Source organism: Acinetobacter kanungonis, from assembly GCF_009939195.1.
Taxonomy (GTDB): Bacteria; Pseudomonadota; Gammaproteobacteria; order Pseudomonadales; family Moraxellaceae; genus Acinetobacter; species Acinetobacter kanungonis.
Map to the genome: position 1 here is coordinate 763645 of NZ_JAACKC010000001.1, position 20721 is coordinate 784365.

Below are 20721 nucleotides of genomic sequence, written 5' to 3' on the forward strand. Positions count from 1 at the left end.
GGCTTATTGCATCTCCACATTTTCGAGTTGAACAGATGCTTGATGCACAACGTCAACGACTTCTTGAACTGGAATATAGCTGTTTGCTAACCACGCCATGCTTGAATTTGAAATATCAAGGAAGGTTTGTGGGTAAAGACCAAGCCAAAGCAGACCAAATGCACAAATGAGCAAGATACCAACTTCACGCGCATTCAAATCTTTAAGTGGATTTGCATAATGTTGTTTTTGCTCTTCATTTGGCGTACCAAATAAAGCTTTGTGAATCAAAATCAGACCATAAAGACCAGCGAATACTAAGCTGATTGCAGCCAAAATCGTGAATACAGGGAACTTCGCATAAGAACCCATCAAGATCAGGAACTCACCAATGAAGTTACCTAAACCTGGAATACCGACTAATGCTGCCACGAAGAACATAAGGAAGAATGAAAGGTATTGGAATTGACCACGAATACCACCCATCAAACGCATGTCACGTGTATGTAAGCGCTCATAAACCTGACCACACATAATGAACAGTGCAGCAGAAGATAAACCATGCGCCAACATCATGATCATCAGACCTTGGAAGGTCAAAATGTTACCTGCATACAATGCAAGTAAGATGAAGCCCATGTGAGAAATTGAAGTATAAGCCAACAGACGCTTCATGTCGGTTTGCTGGAAAGCACACCAAGCACCGTAGAAAATACCAATTAAACCCATGATGATTGCGATGTCTGCAAACTGTGCAGAAGCCGCTGGGAAGAACGGAATAACGAAACGAAGTAAACCGTACGCAGCTGTCTTAATCAAGATACCCGCTAAGTCTACAGAACCTGCTGTAGGTGCTTGCGCATGTGCATCTGGTAACCAGCCGTGTAATGGAAACACAGGAAGTTTTACTGCGAAACCTACAAACAAACACAACATAAATGCATAAGCAACCGCTGGAAGCTGAGCATCAAGCGTATTCGCTACACCTAACAAGTAGTTGTAATCGAAGCCGATCATACCTGTCATCATGTATCCATAAACCACAAGGCCTAGAATACCAATCAGCATGATTAAACCAGCAACCTGCGTATAGATGAAGAACTTGGTTGCAGCGTAAACACGTGATTTACCATCTGCACCACGATGTCCCCAAAGTGCAATCAAGAAGTAGATTGGAACAAGCATCATCTCCCAGAAGAAGAAGAACAAGAACATATCAATCGAAATGAATACACCGATGACGCCGCCCAATGACCATAAAAGGTTCAAATGGAAGAAGCCTACGTTCTTTTGAATCTCGCCCCAAGAACAACCAACTGCCAAAATACCCAACAGCGCAGTCAAGCCCACCATCAATAATGATAAGCCATCAATTGCTAAGTGAATATTGATGCCGAGGGTTTGAATCCACGGCAAGAAAAACTCTGCAGACCATGTTGGGACTTTTGCACCCAATTCATAGCTGTAAGTACCCGTTTGCCATAAAGCGACAGTTAAGCCCAAAGTAACGAGCATACCCACGAGCGCAATATAGCGTGGTAGTTGTTGGTCGAGCTTGTCGACCAACCAACATAAAAAACCTGCAATGAACGGTACGAGGATCAGCGCGGGCAAAACCATGTTGTTTGTGATTTCCATCTTATTTCCCCACTACCTGAATCACAACTAAGATCATCAGTAGAACCACAATGCCCAGTGACATGCTCGAAGCGTATTCACGCAATGAACCTGTTTGACGAGAGCTTGTAAAGCCGTTACCAGCTTTCACAATTGCAGGTAATACCAGCCATAAACCATCAATTGGGTCACGGCCACAAATCTTAGCAATCAGTAAATATGGTTTTACGAAAATCAGGTCATACAAAGTATCGAAACCGAGTGCATTACGACAAATATTCGCCAAACCTGCACCCAATGAAGTTTTCGCAAAACTTTTCACTGCACCGTAAGCAAAAGCAAATAAGATCACACCAATCACAAGACCAGCAAGCGCAATACCCACGGCCATATGTTCTGCACCGTGTACACCCGCTTCCATCGCTTCTGGAATAATGACCGCTGGAATTTTTGCAGCATTCAAAATGCTTTCTACAGGTGCTTTAAGTGCTGCACCAACGAAAGTTGAAAGCGTTGCTAAAATTGCCAAAGGACCCCAGTAAGTCACGCCTTTGATTTCGTGATATGGCGTATTTTCTTTTCCAAAGAATACAACCCAGATTAAACGGAATGTATAGATTGAAGTTAAGAAAGCACCTGCAACACCTGTCCAGTATAAGCAGTCATATAATGCAACCGCCTGACCTTTCATCCATACTGCACCCAAGATTGCATCTTTCGAGAAGAAGCCAACCGTGATGAATGGAATTGCAGCCAACGCACCGCCACCAATCGCGAAGCAAGCAAACAGGAATTTATTCTTGTAGAACAAACCGCCCATTTTGAAAATGTTTTGTTCGTGATGGTAAGCCAAGATCACTGCACCAGAAGACAAGAATAATAATGCCTTAAAGAATGCGTGAGTCAGCATGTGGAACAGACCCGCTTGGTATGCTTCAGCACCGACAGCCATAAACATATAGCCCAACTGACTCATGGTTGAGTAAGCCAAGATACGTTTGATATCGGTTTGAACCAATGCAGCAAAACCAGCCACCAACAAGGTCACAGCACCCGTAATCGAAATGAACATCATCACTTGAGGCGCCATTTCAAATACAGTGAACATACGGCAGCAGAGATATACACCCGCTGTTACCATTGTCGCTGCGTGGATCAATGCAGATACTGGTGTAGGACCAGCCATCGCATCTGCCAACCATGTTTGCAGTGGAATCTGTGCAGATTTACCTGCAGCACCAAGGAACAACATCAATGCTGTCCAGATGGCCATCGATGAACCTTGCGTTAATACTGTAGGCGCCGCAGCAACCACTTCAGCAATGTTTAATGTACCGAACTGTTGGTAGATTAAGAACAATGCAATCAGTAAGAACACATCACCAACACGCGTTACTGTAAATGCTTTGATTGCCGCAAAACCATTTTCTGGGTTTTGGTAGTAGTAACCAATCAGCAAGTACGAGCACAGACCTACGCCTTCCCAACCTAAGAATAACAATGCCAAGTTATCGCCAAGAACCAGCAACAACATGCTTGCAACGAATAGGTTGAAGTAAGAGAAGAAACGTGCAAAGTCTTCTTCACCACGCATGTACCATGAGGCAAAGATGTGAATCAGGAAACCGACACCTGTAATCATGCCCATCATCAACAATGATAAGCCATCTAAGTGCAAGCTAATGCCTGGTGCGAAATCGCCAACTTGGAACCAAGTCCACAAGTGTTGTACTTGTGGCGCAGAACCATTGTTAACGAAATCCATCCCCGCAATAAGGGCAAATAAAGCAGATAAACCTACAGCCCCAACGCCAATAATCGCTGCAACTTTCTCAGGTAAATTCTGGCGCCCCGCCGCTAATAACACAAAACCGATTAGCGGGAATAAAACTGTTAAATATAAATAACTCATCCGCGCATCTCACTAGCAGCATCCACATCCAAATGATGGAAGCGATGATAAAACTGAAGGACGATCGCAAGACCGATACAAGCCTCTGCCGCAGCAAGAGTCAAAATCAGAATGAACATGACTTGTCCATCTGGTTGTGCCCATGCGCTACCCGCCAAAACGAATGCCAACGCAGCGGCATTCATCATAATTTCAAGGCTCATTAACATAAATAATAGGTTGCGTCGCACCATTACACCGTAAAAACCCAGTGCAAAAAGAATGGTTGCAACGATCAAACCATGTTCTAAAGGGATGTTGCCCATTATTCTTTGTCCTCTTCTGCACTTGGCTCACGTTTACCTAAGTGGAATGCTGCAACCAGTGCTGCAAGCAATAACATCGCGGCAACTTCTACCAATAATAAGTAGTGAGTAAAGAGTGCTTGACCAACGACTTTCGGACCAACAATTTCAGTGCCCATTACAGGACCTGCTGTGGTGTAGTCTGAGCCTAACATCCAAACCAAAACCAGGCCCATCAGGAAGCTCATAAGTGCTGGATAAGCCCAAGCAGATGATGTTAACCATTTGCGCTCTTGATCAACGGTATGTTGACCAAGATTCAGCATCATCACCACGAACACGAATAACACCATGATCGCGCCAGCATATACGATAATTTCCAGTGCACCCGCAAATGGTGCACCGACAATCATGAACATTCCTGCAACAGCAAGCAAAGACACGATCAAGCTAAGTAACGCATGTACAGGGTTCGCGTTAGTAACTACACGAACCGTAGAAACGATGGCCACGAGTGCCATCAAATAAAACGGCCACATCATGGTAATAGACTCCGTACATCAACAGGTGCGCTTTCACGTTGCGCCTGACCTTTTTCTTTACCTGTTACAGCCATACCTGTAACACGATAGAAGTTGTAGTCTGGGTATTTACCAGGACCTGAGATGAGTAAGTTTTCTTTCTCATATACAAGGTCTTGACGAACGTACTCACCTAATTCGAAATCAGGTGTCATCTGAATTGCAGTGGTTGGACACGCTTCTTCACACATCCCGCAGAAAATACAACGCGAGAAGTTAATACGGAAGAATTCTGGATACCAACGACCATCTTCTTTTTCCGCTTTTTGTAGTGAAATACAGCCAACTGGACACGCAACAGCACATAAGTTACATGCTACACAACGCTCTTCGCCATCTGGGTCGCGCGTCAATACAATACGACCACGGAAACGTGGTGGTACGATTTCTTCAGCTGGTACTTCTGGATATAAAATCGTGTCACGTTTACGCGTCACGTGGCTGAATACCATCCACAATGAACGTACAATTGACCCAACTCCAGCTAGAAACTTATACATTTTGTTCTCCCTGCTGTCTTAGGCCTGATTCATCAGAATCACAGCACCAGTCACAAGTAAGTTGACCAATGCCAATGGCAAGCAAATTTTCCAACCAAAGTTCATTACTTGGTCATAACGTGGACGCATTAAAGAACCACGCGCCAATACAAACATCATTACGAAGAATGCTGTTTTGATAATGAACCAGAATGCTGGTGGAATGAACGAAATCTCAAGGTTGAATGGCGCTAACCAACCACCGAAGAATAAAGTCACGATAAGTGCAGAGATTAAAACGACGTTGACGTATTCCGCAACGAAGAACATCCCCCATTTCATACCGCCATATTCGACGTGGTAACCTTCAGCCAATTCTTGTTCTGCTTCTGGTTGGTCAAATGGATGACGGTGAGTTACCGCAACACCTGCAACCACAAAGATCATGAAGCCTAAGAATTGAGGAATAACAAACCAAACATCACGTTGTGCTTCTACAATTTCACGCATGTTGAATGAGCCTGCAATTGCAACCACACCCATGAGTGAAATACCCAAGAACACTTCGTATGAAATTGTTTGCGCAGCTGAACGCAGACCACCGAGTAATGCATATTTGTTGTTTGAAGCCCAACCACCAAATAACACTGCATACACTGCAATCCCTGCCATTGCCATAAAGAACAATAAGCCGATGCTCATGTCTGCTACACCCATATAAGGGCTAATAGGAATGACCATGAACGACAGGACCGCAGTTGCCATCGCAACTGCTGGTGCTAAACGGAAGGTTAATTTGTCCGCAAATTTTGGTGTCCAGTCTTCCTTAAACATGATTTTCAGCATGTCGGCAACGATCTGGAACATACCGCCAGGACCTACACGGTTTGGACCGTAACGGTCTTGCCATAAGCCGAGCAAACGACGCTCGACAAATGACATCAATGCTGCAATAAGAACCACCACCAATAAAATGACAATGGCTTGAATCACAGAGTACGCAATCGGCCAGTTCTCAGCCCAGAGCGGTGTTTGACGTATAATTTCTTGATTCATGAATTACACTCCTACCGCGACTGAAACTGGTTCTGCTAAAGAAACAGTCGGTGCAAGACCAATTGGATAACCGATATAACCTGCTGGTAAATACTCAATAACTTGAACTGGCAAGCTAATGCTTGTTTCACCCGCTTTCACCGTCATTTGCTGTCCATCTTGAACATTCAAACGTGCTGCATCTTGTTCACCCATTGCAAACACGGCTTCAGGAATACGCGATTCCATTGCTGGTGTTTTAATGGTGAATTCGCCTGAACCAAAAATATGGTGCATCGGCACAAGACGGAAGCTTTCAGGGTTAACTACAACCGCTGAAGGTGCAACATAGCTACGTGCTGGACGTTTCGGTAAACGGTCGAATAAACGCACGCCCGAATCACCACCTTTTAAGTGACCGCCAACATTGTCTTGGAATTTATTCCACGCTTGTGGAGAGTTCCAACCCGCTGACCATGCAAATGGCACAAGTGCAGACGGAGTTTGCGTACCCACATAACCTTCCATCGAGAATGTTAATGCTGAGTCAATGTCAGTTGGCTGTTTTGGCTCGTGAATCGACAATGGTGCACGAATCGCAGTACGACCAGAATAACGACGTGGTTCACGCGCAACTTTCAAGCCATGAACACGGAAGCCTGCATCTGGTGCAACATCTTGAATTGCTTGTAATGCTGGAACGTTTTTCGCAACCGTTTCAATCACATCATCAAGTAAAGTCCAAGAAATCGCCTTACCTTTCACACCAGTTTCAATGGCATGTAACCAGCGCCAAGATTCTTTAATTGCATATTCAGGTTTGTAGTAACTTGGGTCATACACTTGGTAGAAACGTTGTGCACGGCCTTCTTGCGATACGACAGTACCATCACCTTCAGCGAAGCTTGCAGCAGAAAGTACAATTGAAGCTTTCTTCACAGTTTCAGTTTCAGAGTGATCAAGTACAATCACTTCTTTGCCTGAAAGCGCAGCATTTACTTGAGCTGCTGGCAAACGACGGTAAAGATCATTTTCAACCACAATCACGGTGTCATAGTCTTGCGCAAATGCTTGCTCTAAGCTTTGACCACCCAAAATTGCCAAGCCCATTGAGTTCACTTCAGGAACGGTCAAGGTCAAGCCAGCGTTACCTAGGTTTTGCGCCACTTGTGCAGCCGCTTCCATGATCGCTGGATCTTGCAAGCTAGTACCTGAAATCACCAATGGTTTTTTCGCTGCTTTTAACGTGTCTGCAATGGTTTGTGCAAATGCTTTGGCATCGTCAGCAAGACCAGTAACTGTTTCACCTTTCACTGCAGCAGCAACCGCAAAACCTAAACGCGCGATGTCATTTGGAGAAGCAACCACTTCACCTGTCACGACGTCAGATAGACGGGTTTGCGTTGCAGCCAAGATATAAATTGGAGATTTTGCATCTTGTGCAATACGTTGCACAGGCTCAGCCAACCAATCTTGGGTACGACGTTCTGCCGCCATTTCTTTAGCTTTGTTTTTCGCCGCTTGACGAACAGACAACGCCATACGTGGTGCAGTTTGAGTTAAATCTTCACCCAAAATCAATACAGCATCATAGCTTTCAATTTCACGCATGTTCGGGTTGTAAACACCCTCGGTTTGCATGATTGAAGCAGCCAATTCAACCAAGTTTTGCTCTTTTTGAGACATACCCGTTGAATAGTTGTCTTGACCGACCAACTCACGCAGTGCGTAGTTAGATTCAAGTGATGCACGTGGAGAACCAATACCCAAAACTTTTTTACCTTGGATATTTGCAATCACGGTGTCTAATGCTTGGTCTACAGAAACAGCAGTTGCTTCAGCACCATCACGGAATTGTGGTTGACGCGGACGATCTGCACGGTTGACATAACCTGTACCGAAACGACCTTTGTCACACAAGAAGTATTGGTTGACTTCACCGTTGAAACGGTTTTCTACACGACGTAATTCACCATAGCGTTCACCTGGAGAGATGTTACAGCCTGAAGAGCAGCCTTGGCATACGCTTGGCGCATACTGCATGTCCCATTTACGGTTATAACGTTCAGAGTGAGTCTTATCAGTGAATACACCTGTTGGACATACTTCAGTCAAGTTACCTGAGAATTCAGATTCTAAAGTCCCTGATTCTGGACGACCGAAGTAAACGCGTGATGCATTGGCATAAACACCAAAGTCCGTACCGCCAGCGTAGTCTTTGTAGTAACGAACACAACGGTAACATGCGATACAACGGTTCATTTCGTGTGAAATGAATGAGCCAAGCTCTTGGTTGTAGTGTGTACGCTTGGTGAAGCGGTAACGACGACGGTCATGTTGCGTCATTACAGTCATATCTTGTAAATGACAGTGACCACCTTCTTCACAGACTGGACAGTCGTGCGGGTGGTTGGTCATCAAGAATTCAACAATCGAAGCACGGAAATCAGTTGCTTCTTTGTCTTCAATCGAGATGTAGGTATTGTCAGATGCAGGTGTCATACATGACATGACCAAACGACCACGCGTATCTTCTGGATTCGCGTATTGGGTCACAGCACATTGACGGCATGAACCGACAGAACCTAAGGATGGATGCCAACAAAAATATGGGATGTCGATGCCAAGGCTTAAACATGCTTGCAGCAAGTTTTCTGAGCCGTTGACTTCATACGATTTTCCATCGACATGAATTGTAGCCATAGTCGAATTCCTTAAGCTTGTTCTACGTTGCTAGTTCGAGCAGCGGCATCAACCACTTTTGCATCAAACTCGCTACGGAAATATTTAAGTGCGCCCATTAATGGTTCCATTGCACCTGGAGCATGTGCACAGAAAGTTTTACCAATCCACAACTTACGCGTTAGCTCTTGTAAATGATCGATATCTTCTTTTTTACCTGTACCATCTTCCAATGCTTTAAGCGCTTTAACCGCCCAAGGTAAACCATCACGACAAGGCGTACAGAAACCACATGACTCACGCGCAAAGAATTCTTCTAAGTTACGTGTAGCAGAAACCATACATTGAGTTTCATCAACCACCATGAGTAGACAGGTACCTAAACGTGAACCTGCTTTCATGATGCTTTCGGCATCCATCGGAAGGTCAATGTGTTCAGCTGCCAAGAAGTCAGTCGATGCACCGCCTGGTAACCAAGCTTTTAATTTAAGGCCATCGCGCATACCGCCAGCATGCTCTTCAATCACTTCACGTGCAGTCGTACCAAATGGAAGTTCCCATAAACCAGGGAATTTCACCTTACCTGATGCACCATAAATTTTGGTGCCTGGATCTTTCGATTTGCCTGCAGATAAGTTGATATACCACTCAGGACCACGCAACATGATTGCTGGTAAGTTGTTGTAGGTCTCTACGTTGTTGACAATCGTAGGACGACCCCAAGCACCTGCAACTTGCGGGAATGGTGGTTTGGTACGTGGGTTGGCACGGCGACCTTCAAGCGAGTTAATCAATGCAGTTTCTTCACCACAGATATAACGACCCGCACCCGTATGCACGTGCATTTCGAAGTTCCAGCCAGTTCCGAGGATGTTTTCACCCAAGTAACCTTTGGCACGGATTTGCTCTAATGCTTCATTTAAATATTGAGCAGCTTCGATGTATTCACCACGGATGAAGATATAACCATGCGTTGCTTCAAGGGTATAACCCGCAATCAACATCCCTTCGATCAATTGATGAGGAAGTTTTTCCATCAACAAACGGTCTTTGAAGGTACCTGGTTCCATTTCATCGGCATTACAAATCAGGTAACGAGGACCTGAGTTGTCATTTGGCGCCATCAGTGACCATTTGATCCCTGCTGGGAAACCTGCACCACCACGACCTTTAACGGTTGCAGCCTTAATGACTTCAAGCACGTCTTTCGGTGGCATGGTTAATGCTTTTTTAAAGCCTGCATAACCTTCAAGCGCTTCGTAGTCATCTGCACTACGAACAAACTCTTGTTTACTCAAACGCCAAGTTAATGGATGAGTTTCTGGGTTACCGTCGCCATAAATTGGTTTTGGTTCGGTATTCATACATACTTCTCCAATAACTGTTTCACTGAAGTCACTTCAACCAGACCGTGAGTGTCTTCATCAATCATCAAGGTAGGACCTTTGTCACAGTTACCTAGGCAGCAAATTGGCAACAAGGTAAAACGACCATCTGCAGTCGTTTGACCAAATTGAATGCCCAATTCACGTTGGAATGCTTCAGCCAAAGTTTCTGCACCCATCAAGAAGCACGCAATCGAGTCACAAAGCAAAATTACGTGACGACCTACAGGTTGACGGTAGATACGGTTATAGAATGTTGCAACGCCTTCAAGATCTGCAACGCTCATGCTAAGCATTTGAGCAATTGCATTCATTTGCGCATCATCTACCCAACCATTACGGCGTTGTACACACTTCAGCGCATCAAGACAGGCTGCACGTGGGTACGGATAGTGATCAATGTGATGTTCGATATCGTGAATTTCTTCCGCAGTCAAAATTCCTTCAACGTTCACACGTGGCTTTTTATCAGTCAAAATCATCATAATGCGTTACCCCTTAGCGATCCACGTCAGCCATTACGACGTCAATTGTCGCTAAATAAATGATCAAGTCAGATACCAGACTGCCGTTAATCACTGAAGGCATTTGCTGTAAATGGGTGAAAGTTGGTGTACGAATACGGGTACGGTAACTCATGGTCGACTTGTCAGAAGTCAAGTAGTAGTTACTTGCACCTTTCACCACTTCAGCCATCACAGACGCTTCACCAGCAGGCATTACAGGACCCCAAGATACGCTTAAGAAGTGCGTAATCAAGGTTTCAATATCTTGTAAAGTCTTGTCTTTTGGTGGTGGAACAGCCAATGGGTGATCCGCTTTATATGGACCAGATGGCATGTTATCCAAGCACTGTTTGATGATTTTCAATGACTGTTCGATTTCACGGTAGTGAACGATAACACGCGCATATGCGTCGCCTTCGTACTCTACTGGCACTTCGAAGTCATAGTTTTCATAACCACTGTACGGACGGTATTTACGAACGTCAAAGTCGATACCAGTTGCACGAAGACCTGTACCTGTTACACCCCAAGCCAATGCAGATTTTGCATCGTATTGCGCAACATTACGGGTACGACCTTCAAATACAGAGTTTTTCAGCGCTGCAGTGTGGTATTCCTTCAAACGTTTCGGCATCCATTCGAGAATTTCACGAATCAGATGCTGCCAGTTGTTTGGAAGATCATGTGCTGTACCACCGATACGGAACCATGCTGGATGCATACGGTAACCGGTGATCGCTTCAATTGCGTCATAGATTTTTTGACGGTCAGCGAACATATAGAATACAGGGGTCATACCACCCGCATCCTGAATTGCAGTACCGATATATAACAAGTGGTTATTGATACGGAACAATTCAGACATCATGACACGGATACATTGCGCACGATCTGGAACCGTAATTCCTGCAAGCTGCTCAACACCCATCACGTATGGCATGTTTTGCGCACAACCACCTAAGTAGTCAACACGGTCTGTATACGGAATGAATGAATGCCAAGTTTGACGTTCAGCCATCTTTTCCACACCACGGTGGTGATAACCGATATCAGGCACACAGTCTTTTACTTCTTCGCCATCCAACTGCAAGATTACACGGAACGCACCGTGCGCAGATGGGTGGTTAGGACCCAAGTTCAGGAACATGAAGTCTTCGTCAGCATTACCACGTTTTAGACCCCAATCTTCCGGGACAAAACGCAAGTGTTCTTGCTCGAAGTCTTGTTTCGCTTGGTTTTGCATGTACGGTGTATATTCCGTCGCACGTGCAGAGTATTCCTTACGTAGCGGGTGACCTTCCCAATAAGTCGGTAACAAAATACGACGGAGCATTGGATGCCCTTCGAAATTGATGCCGAACATATCGTAAGCTTCACGCTCATACCAGTTTGCATTTGGCCAGATATTGGTTGCTGTAGGAATATTGAGATCGCTCTCATTCAAAGCAACTTTAATACGAATATCCGTATTGCGCTCTAATGACAATAAGTGATAGAACACTGTAAAGTCAGACGCAGGCAAACCGTCACGGTGAGTACGCAAACGCTCATCTACCGCAGACAAGTCAAACAGCATCACGTAAGGACGTGACACTGTACGCAAGAACATGAGAACTTCTTGTACACGTGCGCGCTCAACCCAGACCGTTGGAAAATCTTCACGAGTCGTTTGCACATAGAAGTTCTCACCAAATTTGGTTTTGAGCTCTTCTATAATTGCAAATGCTGGGCGTGAATCAACTGCTGTTGATTCTGGCATAGCAATGTCAGTTTCAGCCATTGGCTTGGCTTCCTATTTAATACAAATTCAGTCAACCTTAACGACAACTACACCCATCTCGGGTGCATCAAACATTCATCGTTAAAATTATTTAATTTCATCCATAGAGCGTAAGTTCTTCACCGCAATACGCTGTGCATTCTTACGATCGCGTTCTGGCATCATCTTTGGCTTATACACTGGCTGAAGATCATCACCAATTACGGCAGATAGCGGACGACGCTCTAATTGAATTTGGTCCTGTAGCAACATTAATGCTTGGATTAATGCTTCTGGACGAGGTGGGCAACCTGGGATGTACACATCGACAGGAATGATTTTATCGACACCTTGTACTACTGAATAGATGTCATACATGCCACCTGAGTTCGCACAAGCACCCATTGAAATCACCCATTTAGGTTCTAACATTTGCTCGTACAAACGCTGAATAACAGGCGCCATTTTTACAAAGCATGTCCCTGCGACAATCATCAAGTCCGCCTGACGCGGTGAAGCACGAATTACCTCGGCACCGAAACGTGATAAGTCATGCACACCTGTTAAGGTCGTTGCATACTCTACGTAACAGCAAGATGTACCAAAGTTAAACGGCCAAACTGAGTTCTTACGTCCCCAGTTTACTGCTGTGTGTAACACATCCTCTAAACGAGTCATGAACACATTCTTATTCACTTCTTCTTCAAGCGGATCGGTAACGATCTGGCGCTCCTGAAGTGGATATTGATCAGCATTCGGATTCGCACGGGTTAAGGTATATTTCATCCCGAGTTACTCCTTGTCAGATGAGGCAGTCGGTGATTTTGGTTTCACGCGACCAGATGATTGAGCTGGAATATGACCAGTTGGGTCTGTTACCAATTCTTCAATAGAGTTAAAACGTGTAATGTCAGCAATGTTCATATTAGGAGAGCCAACTTTAATCGCTTTACCAGCAGCTTTACGACGATCTGTAGGTGCCCAATTTAATGCACCAACTGACACTGCATAAACCAATGCAATCAATAAATCGACCACAAAAATTACAACAGTTGTAAAACCTAACCAGCCTACTTCACGTACAGAGGTAGACCATGCGTAAAGATAAAGCGCTTCTAAGTCAAAAACTACGAAGAAAATAGCAACCAAATAGAATTTTGCAGACAAGCGAATACGTGCACCACCTGCACCCACTACGCCTGACTCAAACTGCTCCTGCTTAGCACGGCCCCATGACTTACCCCCAAGGAGTAATGGAACTGTGAGCATAAAAGCACAAAGAAATGTAACGCCGATCACGAAGGCAATAATTGCCCATTCGTATGGAGTAATGGCACTCATGCGGGGATAACTCCTGGCAGGCCTATTTATTAACAAAGAATGTATGTATTGGCCTTCAAATACACCAAACACAAAATTAATCCCGCCAATTGTACCTGATTTATGATTTCACTTGCTAGTTTATAGGTCTTAGTCTTTTGGATGATTTTTTGAGCTTTTTTCAGTATTTCCACAGATAAAACACTGAAACACACCCCATTATCGCTTTATTGAATTAAAAAATAATTTTTCATCATTTTTTTCAACATTACTTCCATTTGATGTGGTTTTCTGCCCTGCAAATTTCTGCTGAAATGCTTTATTTTTCTCATAAGAGCTTGGATAAGATAACCACAAATTGTTTACGCACAATTCAATACAACAGCGTTAAAAAAACATAAAATAGAATAAAAAGCACGCCAGCCAAATGCGGCAAACTTAGAAAAAGTGTAATTTCATTTACAACACTGCTACACGACAAAATTACCTGATGATCACGATTATGGTATTCCTATATCATCATGTAAAACAAATAATAAGGAGCAATTATATGAATCTAGAATTCACTCACAAACCCAATTATTACTTGTTTGCACAACTGCTTATCCGTCATATTGAAAACTACATTTTCAAACATCCAGATGCGAACAATGCAATATTTGATCTCCGTGATATCTATGAGTTATTTCGCCAAGATCGTGCCTCGACCACCACCAACCTAGATGGTATTTTTGATATTGTGGATGATTACAAAGTAGAAACCCTGAATGGCGATCAAAAACTAATTGTTGGTCATTCCATTGATACACTTAATAATTCTTTATTGGTCGATTTTAATCAGGAAGCCCTTGCAAGCTTAAAAAGCGGCAAACCAGTTATTGAACCCGATGCCAGCATTATCGATTGATTATAAGCCCTGCAAGATAAAAGCCCAGCTTATTCCCTCGCAAGAATAAATCTGGGCTTATCTCTAACACTAATTTAAAAACATTCCGCTTAACTACCCGAACCTTCCTTAGTACCAAGTTTTTTCTTGGTATTGCTCTTGGCAAAGCGTTTTGCAGGCCAGCTCATGGTAAATCGTGCACCTTTTAAGTTCGGACTCGCATCAACTTCAATACGACCACCAAACCAGTATGCAATACGACTCACAATCGAAAGTCCCAGCCCATAACCACCCGAAGCACGGGTACGACTATCATCTAAACGCGCAAAAGCCTCAAAGATACGTTTACGATCTTCTTCTGGAATACCCGAACCATCATCTTCAACGCAAACATAAGCCATGCCCGCCTCATTCACCCCACCGCTGATTACAATTTTGTGGTCGCAATAACGCACCGCATTACCGACCAAGTTTTGTACCACCCGATGCAAGTAACGACGCTCAGCATCTGCCACTACACTAGGCAATGGCGCTTTGACTATAATCTCTTTTTGGGTTTTGAGTGCTTCCGTTTCAGTTGCGACTTGCTCAAGCACTTCCGCCAGTACGATTTTCTCAAAATCGAGTGAAGGCGTACCCTGCTCCAACTTGGCATATGTCATGATTTCATCAATTAAGGTATTCAATGCCTCAATGTCTTTATCAATCATGTCGACTTGCTGAATGCGATATTCGTAATCGTCTTCTTCCGCCAGCATTTCCATACCAAAACGGATTCGCGCCACTGGGGTACGCAACTCATGCGAAACCGCCCGCATTAACTCGCGCTGCGCCTCAATCAAGCGTTGAATATGATCCGACATGCTGTTATAGCTGGATGCCAAACTCGCCATTTCATCCGTACCATCCACAGGTAAACGCAAACTTAAATCGCCCGACTTCATACGATTTAACGCGTAGTTCACCTCACGAATTTTACGCTGCATCGGCAGAATCAGACCATAGACTCCTAAACTCAACACAAACAGACTCAGCAAGGTGATACCTGCTGCCAACTGGAATGGCATCCAGTTAAACAAAGGCACAGGACCCAACACCAACACTTCTGATGGCGAACTTGGAATTGGAGAAACAATCGAAATGGTTGTACCGCGTACGGTTGCACTGTCACGGTACAAGATAATACTGTGATCTAATCTTAAACGTCCGATTTGCTCGGAATCTAAAGGTAAATTCTGTACCTTTTCAATTTCAATCGGATATGAGAAGTGCTTTTGAATTTTCGCCAGATATTCTTTTTCCTGACCTGGGTAATACACCAAATAATCCAGAATAAAGATTGGCAATGCCTTCATCTGACGCTCACCAATTTTATCTACTTTGACATAGAGATAATGATTGGTGTCATTTTTCAGTCCGATAATAATGTAGGCAATTGAATTTTGCGCATCATAACGCACTGCTGCTTTTTGCTGACTAATGCGTTTTTGTTCCGCTCGCGACAAATCTACCTTATTGGCATCGACATAATAAATTGGCAATTCCAACAAGTCAGAAGCATCTGAAATCCAGTCGACTTTCTGCTGAACGGTTTGCTGACGTGCAATCCCCTCACTGATAATAAAGGAAATGCCATCAGTTAAAGACTCACGATATTCTTGCGCGCGCTGATAGTTAATGATTTGCACCAAGAGGTAACCAAACAGCGCCACGATTGCAACCAGCACAACCAGACCTGCATAGATGCGCAAGAATATACTGTGTTTAAACACGCAAATGTCCTGTGTTAATAAAAAAGCAGTGAATTACATTCCGTTGGTTTCTTTCACGAAAAGATAACCTTTACTACGCACAGTCTTAATTCGTTTTGGATTTTCTGGATCATCGCCAATTTTGGGACGAATACGAGAAATACGCACATCGATTGAACGGTCTTGACCATCGTATTCAATCCCACGCAGACGCTCGAAAATGTCTTCACGCGATAGAATGCGGCCCGCATTCGAAGCCAATAACCAAAGCAAGTCATATTCTGCACTGGTGAAATCAACCAGTTCACCATTTAAAGTGACAGAACGACCACCGTTATCAATCACCAAGTCATCAAATTCAATACGCTGTGCCACTTCATCTTCTGGTGCTTTGTCTGTACGACGTAACAAGGCACGGATACGCGCCAATAACACACGCGGCTGAACAGGTTTAGCCACATAGTCATCTGCACCCATTTCCAAGCCAAGCACCTGATCCATATCTTCAGTACGAGCAGTGAGCATTAAAATTGGTTGATGATAATGAGGGCGCACTTCACGACAAATGGTTAAACCATCTGCACCTGGTAACATGACGTCGAGCACCACCAAATCTGGTTGCTCTGCAATAATACGACGAATGGCACGATTACCATCTGGCTCAACCCCAACTTCCAATCCGTTACGGATTAAATATTCTTGGGTTAAACGCGCAAGACGCTCATCATCTTCAACAATTAAAATTTTCGGTAACTTTTCTTCTTGGCTCATAAACTGCCCCTTCAATAGGATGAAGCGTATCTTTTAAAAATCCGACAGATACGACGTAATATAATTTTGCAATATACACACGTTTACATTGTAAACAAGATGCCATTCACCAAACTGATACATCTAAGTAGCTTTTTGTAATATTTTTTAATCGTTGAATTAATTGGCTTTTTAAGATTGTAATTTTTGCAGCACTTGCCATCACATCTCGTTACAAAACGACGATTAATTCACCAAATCAAGCTATTGGTCAGAAACTGACTGATCAATTTTATTCTTTTTTACTTATCCACAAGTTTATCTATAAGCAGATAAATAGAGCTTTGCTATGCTATGCCCTTGTCTAATAAGGCTTAAACTAGAAAGACAAAAACAGGGAAATTTGAGCTATCTTTTTTTGACAAATATCAGAAAAATTTTTAGTAAAATGTCAATATTGATCTACCCTCAATTTTCCCGTATCTTGTGTTCAATTCAATCTTAAACCACTAAGTCTTGTGTTTATTCCTCAAACACTGTGGCACACTTTTTGCCCAGTTCAAATGGTCCATAAACATAACAATAGATGACAATGGAGCTATGCTGACATGAGCGTAATCACATCCACCCCTGGTCAACTTCAGGTGATTAAACGAACTGGTGACGTTGCAGCTTTTGATGCCGAAAAAATTTCTGTCGCAATTGGCAAAGCCTTTTTAGCGGTAGAAGGACAACAAAGTGCCGACTCTAGCCGTATTCATGATCGCATTTCACAACTTACTGAAATGGTCATGAATACTTTTAACCGTCGTTTACCTTCTGGCGGTACGATTCATATTGAAGAAATCCAAGACCAAGTGGAATTGGCTCTCATGCGCACTGGCGAACAGAAAGTTGCGCGCTCCTATGTCATTTACCGTGAACAGCGTGCGTCTGCTCGTCAGCAAACAGGTGCACACCATCACCCGACATTACAAATCACAGCACAAGACGGTCAACTTAAGCCTTTAGACTTGAGCGCGCTCCAAGCGAAAGTAACTAAAGCAGCTGAAGGTTTAGAAGGCATCGATGCACAAGCGATTATCGATGAAACAGTAAAAAACCTTTATAACGGTGTAAAAGAGTCAGACATCTCAACCACAATGATGATGGCGACACGTACCCGTATTGAACAAGAACCAAACTACACTTACGTGACCGCGCGTTTATTACGTGATGATCTTGTTGCGACTGGTTTAGAATTCCTAGGTCTTTCGACCGACACTTTAGAAAATGATGCGCTTGAAGCATTCTTGAAAAAAGGTGTTGAGTTAGAACTTCTTTCAGCAGACTTGCTTGACTTTGACCTTGCGAAGTTAGCAGCAGCGATTCAACCAGAACGTTCAAACCAGTTCACCTATTTAGGTCTACAAACTTTATTTGACCGTTACTTCATCCATTCAAATGGTATTCGCTTCGAACTTCCACAATTGTTCTTCATGCGTGTATCGATGGGTCTAGCGCTGAACGAAGAAAACCGTGAAGAACGTGCTATCGAGTTCTACAACTTATTGTCGAGCTTCGATTATATGGCGTCTACTCCGACGTTATTTAACTCAGGGACTTTACGTCCACAATTATCAAGCTGTTATTTAACAACGATTGATGATGACTTGTTTGATATTTATGGCGCAATGCGTGATAACGCCATGTTGTCTAAATGGGCAGGAGGTTTAGGGAATGACTGGACGCCAGTACGTGCCTTGAACTCTTATATCAAAGGTACAAACGGTAAATCACAAGGTGTTGTACCGTTCCTAAAAGTTGCCAACGATACTGCTGTTGCAGTTAACCAAGGTGGCAAGCGTAAAGGTGCAGTGTGTGCCTACCTTGAAACTTGGCACTTGGATATTGAAGAATTCCTAGAACTTCGTAAAAACACAGGTGATGACCGTCGTCGTACCCATGACATGAACACAGCGAACTGGGTTCCAGACTTGTTCATGCAACGTGTATTTGAAGATGCTGAGTGGACACTGTTCACCCCTTCTGAAACACCAGACCTACACGACTTAATGGGCGTAGAGTTTGCTGAGCGTTATGCGTACTACGAATCTGTAGCAAAAGAAAACAACATGCTACACAAGAAAGTACGTGCAAAAGACTTATGGCGCAAAATGCTGTCTATGTTGTTTGAAACAGGTCACCCGTGGATCACATTCAAAGACGTATGTAACTTACGTTCACCACAACAACACGTTGGTGTCGTACACTCATCTAACTTATGTACTGAAATTACGTTAAATACCAATAAAGACGAAATTGCAGTATGTAACTTGGGTTCAATCAACCTTGTACAACACGTTCAAGGCGGTGTATTGGATCGTGAGAAACTTGCTCGCACCATTAAAACAGCAGTCCGCATGCTCGATAACGTAATCGACATTAACTACTACGCTGTTCCACAAGCGAAAAACTCGAACTTGAAACACCGTCCAGTGGGTATGGGTATCATGGGCTTCCAAGATGCTTTATATGAAATGGGCATGGCGTATGGTTCAGATGCAGCAGTAGATTTTGCTGATGAATCAATGGAAGTGATTAGCTACTACGCAATCCAAACATCTAGCGACTTGGCTGTGGAACGTGGTGCTTACTCAACATTCAAGGGTTCATTGTGGGATCAAGGTATTCTGCCAATCGACTCATTGAACAAAGTTGCTCAATCACGTCCTGAACGTATGTTCGAAGTAGATCGTACACAACGTTTAGACTGGGATTCTTTACGTGCGAAAGTACAAAAAGATGGTATGCGTAACTCAAATGTGATGGCAATTGCTCCAACGGCAACCATCTCGAACATTTGTGGCGTGTCTCAATCGATTGAGCCTACCTTCCAAAACTTGTATGTGAAATCTAACCTTTCTGGTGAATTCACTGTGATTAACCCGTACTTGGTACGTGCGTTAAAAGAACGTAGTCTTTGGGATTCAGTCATGGTCAATGACTTGAAACACTTCGAAGGTTCGGTACAAAAGATTTCACGCATTCCAGAAGAGTTAAAAGCAATTTTTGCAACTGCGTTTGAAGTTGAGCCACGCTGGATTGTAGATGCTGCTTCACGTCGTCAAAAATGGATTGACCAAGCGCAATCGCTGAACCTTTACATTGCTGGTGCAAATGGTAAGAAACTTGACATCACCTATAAGATGGCATGGTTACGTGGTTTAAAAACCACTTATTACCTCCGTGCATTAGGTGCGACTTCTGCAGAGAAATCGACCATTAACACGGGTGCATTGAATGCAGTTAAACCAACTACTGTTGCAGCAGCTCCTGTTGCAGCAGTAGCGGAAGAAAAGCCTGCTGCAGCACCTGCAGCGGAAGATGAAGGTTTTGAACAAGCGGCTCCAGTGCCAATGGCATGTTCAATTGACAATCCTGATTGTGAGGCTTGTCAATAATAACCTCCCCTAACCCCTCCTAAAAGGAGGGGAATTACACCAAACTTATCGAGGTGTGAAAGTCCCACTTTCTTAAAGAGGGATTTAGGGAGATTAAGAGTTTTGAAAGAAATTTAAAAGGAAAAGACCATGCTCCATATGACTCATAACTACATGTTAGGACTCGCGGTTCTGGTTTTTTCCTTTGTTTTCTTTTACGTGCCAATGGTCTACGCGTTTGTAGCCATTCGCCATCAGAAGCGTAAGCAAAATAAGTAGTGGGGACACTTGCTCTACCGAACAAAATTAGAGCATTTATCGACAAAACTTAATTTTGCTTACACAAATTGAGCGTATAGTAGGACATCTTCTT

Annotated in this window: 17 protein-coding genes; 3 read left to right on the forward strand and 14 right to left on the reverse strand. The window is 43.6% G+C overall.

Annotated features, from left to right (window positions below):
* Positions 1-3: 3 nt before the first annotated feature.
* From nuoM to ndhC, 12 genes are all read right to left on the reverse strand, one after another.
* Positions 4-1611 carry an NADH-quinone oxidoreductase subunit M gene (nuoM, locus tag GWK51_RS03395; RefSeq protein WP_171519141.1) on the reverse strand — a complete coding sequence of 536 codons (1608 nt, stop codon included), beginning with the start codon at positions 1609-1611 and terminating at the stop codon, positions 4-6.
* 7 nt (positions 1612-1618) lie between these two features.
* The gene (gene nuoL / locus GWK51_RS03400; RefSeq protein ID WP_161932654.1) at positions 1619-3508 is read right to left on the reverse strand and encodes an NADH-quinone oxidoreductase subunit L; all 1890 of its coding nucleotides are present in this window, start codon (positions 3506-3508) and stop codon (positions 1619-1621) included.
* Positions 3505-3813 carry an NADH-quinone oxidoreductase subunit NuoK gene (gene nuoK / locus GWK51_RS03405; RefSeq protein ID WP_044740950.1) on the reverse strand — a complete coding sequence of 103 codons (309 nt, stop codon included), beginning with the start codon at positions 3811-3813 and terminating at the stop codon, positions 3505-3507. Before nuoK ends, nuoL begins: the two co-directional genes overlap by 4 nt.
* Positions 3813-4331 carry an NADH-quinone oxidoreductase subunit J gene (gene nuoJ / locus GWK51_RS03410; RefSeq protein ID WP_171519142.1) on the reverse strand — a complete coding sequence of 173 codons (519 nt, stop codon included), beginning with the start codon at positions 4329-4331 and terminating at the stop codon, positions 3813-3815. The genes nuoK and nuoJ overlap by 1 nt, the downstream gene beginning before the upstream one ends.
* Positions 4331-4873 (reverse strand): NADH-quinone oxidoreductase subunit NuoI, encoded by a 543-nt coding sequence (nuoI, locus tag GWK51_RS03415; RefSeq protein ID WP_100242490.1) that lies wholly within the window; start codon positions 4871-4873, stop codon positions 4331-4333. The genes nuoJ and nuoI overlap by 1 nt, the downstream gene beginning before the upstream one ends.
* 18 nt (positions 4874-4891) lie before the next feature.
* On the reverse strand, positions 4892-5908 hold the full coding sequence (gene nuoH, locus GWK51_RS03420; protein WP_100242489.1) for an NADH-quinone oxidoreductase subunit NuoH: 1017 nt from the start codon (positions 5906-5908) through the stop codon (positions 4892-4894).
* Positions 5909-5911: 3 nt separating this feature from the next.
* Positions 5912-8590 carry an NADH-quinone oxidoreductase subunit NuoG gene (gene nuoG / locus GWK51_RS03425; RefSeq protein ID WP_161932656.1) on the reverse strand — a complete coding sequence of 893 codons (2679 nt, stop codon included), beginning with the start codon at positions 8588-8590 and terminating at the stop codon, positions 5912-5914.
* Positions 8591-8601: 11 nt separating this feature from the next.
* Entirely contained in the window at positions 8602-9933 is a 1332-nt protein-coding gene (gene nuoF, locus GWK51_RS03430; RefSeq protein ID WP_161932657.1) for an NADH-quinone oxidoreductase subunit NuoF, read from the reverse strand.
* On the reverse strand, positions 9930-10439 hold the full coding sequence (nuoE, locus tag GWK51_RS03435; protein ID WP_016166025.1) for an NADH-quinone oxidoreductase subunit NuoE: 510 nt from the start codon (positions 10437-10439) through the stop codon (positions 9930-9932). The genes nuoF and nuoE overlap by 4 nt, the downstream gene beginning before the upstream one ends.
* Before the next feature lie 13 nt (positions 10440-10452).
* On the reverse strand, positions 10453-12240 hold the full coding sequence (gene nuoC / locus GWK51_RS03440) for an NADH-quinone oxidoreductase subunit C/D (RefSeq protein WP_100242486.1): 1788 nt from the start codon (positions 12238-12240) through the stop codon (positions 10453-10455).
* A gap of 87 nt (positions 12241-12327) precedes the next feature.
* Positions 12328-13005, reverse strand: coding sequence for a NuoB/complex I 20 kDa subunit family protein (locus tag GWK51_RS03445; RefSeq protein ID WP_016166027.1), 678 nt, complete (start codon positions 13003-13005; stop codon positions 12328-12330).
* A gap of 6 nt (positions 13006-13011) precedes the next feature.
* Complete coding sequence (gene ndhC, locus GWK51_RS03450; RefSeq protein ID WP_142769358.1) at positions 13012-13560, reverse strand: NADH-quinone oxidoreductase subunit A; 549 nt, start codon at positions 13558-13560, stop codon at positions 13012-13014.
* Positions 13561-14089: 529 nt separating this feature from the next.
* Between ndhC and GWK51_RS03455 the strand changes: the two genes are divergently transcribed.
* Positions 14090-14446 (forward strand): hypothetical protein, encoded by a 357-nt coding sequence (locus GWK51_RS03455; RefSeq protein ID WP_100242484.1) that lies wholly within the window; start codon positions 14090-14092, stop codon positions 14444-14446.
* Between the two features lie 89 nt (positions 14447-14535).
* On the opposite strand, the gene bfmS is transcribed toward GWK51_RS03455, so the two are convergent.
* Both bfmS and bfmR read right to left on the reverse strand, forming a co-directional pair.
* Entirely contained in the window at positions 14536-16197 is a 1662-nt protein-coding gene (bfmS, locus tag GWK51_RS03460; protein WP_161932658.1) for a sensor histidine kinase BfmS, read from the reverse strand.
* 33 nt (positions 16198-16230) lie between these two features.
* Positions 16231-16947, reverse strand: coding sequence for a response regulator transcription factor BfmR (bfmR, locus tag GWK51_RS03465; protein ID WP_016166031.1), 717 nt, complete (start codon positions 16945-16947; stop codon positions 16231-16233).
* Positions 16948-17534: 587 nt separating this feature from the next.
* Here bfmR and GWK51_RS03470 point away from each other — a divergent pair.
* The gene (locus GWK51_RS03470; protein WP_161932659.1) at positions 17535-20369 is read left to right on the forward strand and encodes a ribonucleoside-diphosphate reductase subunit alpha; all 2835 of its coding nucleotides are present in this window, start codon (positions 17535-17537) and stop codon (positions 20367-20369) included.
* A 129-nt stretch (positions 20370-20498) separates the two neighbouring features.
* Positions 20499-20627 carry a preprotein translocase subunit YajC gene (locus tag GWK51_RS16575; protein WP_100242481.1) on the forward strand — a complete coding sequence of 43 codons (129 nt, stop codon included), beginning with the start codon at positions 20499-20501 and terminating at the stop codon, positions 20625-20627.
* Positions 20628-20721: the final 94 nt, after the last annotated feature.

Coding starts and splice junctions, on each gene's coding strand:
- nuoE (WP_016166025.1), bottom strand. CDS start 10,439: ATGATGATTTTGACTGATAAAAAGCCACGTGTGAACGTTGAAGGAATT.
- GWK51_RS16575 (WP_100242481.1), top strand. CDS start 20,499: ATGCTCCATATGACTCATAACTACATGTTAGGACTCGCGGTTCTGGTT.
- nuoI (WP_100242490.1), bottom strand. CDS start 4,873: ATGTATAAGTTTCTAGCTGGAGTTGGGTCAATTGTACGTTCATTGTGG.
- nuoC (WP_100242486.1), bottom strand. CDS start 12,240: ATGGCTGAAACTGACATTGCTATGCCAGAATCAACAGCAGTTGATTCA.
- nuoJ (WP_171519142.1), bottom strand. CDS start 4,331: ATGTGGCCGTTTTATTTGATGGCACTCGTGGCCATCGTTTCTACGGTT.
- GWK51_RS03470 (WP_161932659.1), top strand. CDS start 17,535: ATGAGCGTAATCACATCCACCCCTGGTCAACTTCAGGTGATTAAACGA.
- nuoK (WP_044740950.1), bottom strand. CDS start 3,813: ATGGGCAACATCCCTTTAGAACATGGTTTGATCGTTGCAACCATTCTT.
- nuoL (WP_161932654.1), bottom strand. CDS start 3,508: ATGAGTTATTTATATTTAACAGTTTTATTCCCGCTAATCGGTTTTGTG.
- nuoG (WP_161932656.1), bottom strand. CDS start 8,590: ATGGCTACAATTCATGTCGATGGAAAATCGTATGAAGTCAACGGCTCA.
- ndhC (WP_142769358.1), bottom strand. CDS start 13,560: ATGAGTGCCATTACTCCATACGAATGGGCAATTATTGCCTTCGTGATC.
- nuoH (WP_100242489.1), bottom strand. CDS start 5,908: ATGAATCAAGAAATTATACGTCAAACACCGCTCTGGGCTGAGAACTGG.
- nuoF (WP_161932657.1), bottom strand. CDS start 9,933: ATGAATACCGAACCAAAACCAATTTATGGCGACGGTAACCCAGAAACT.
- GWK51_RS03445 (WP_016166027.1), bottom strand. CDS start 13,005: ATGAAATATACCTTAACCCGTGCGAATCCGAATGCTGATCAATATCCA.
- GWK51_RS03455 (WP_100242484.1), top strand. CDS start 14,090: ATGAATCTAGAATTCACTCACAAACCCAATTATTACTTGTTTGCACAA.
- bfmR (WP_016166031.1), bottom strand. CDS start 16,947: ATGAGCCAAGAAGAAAAGTTACCGAAAATTTTAATTGTTGAAGATGAT.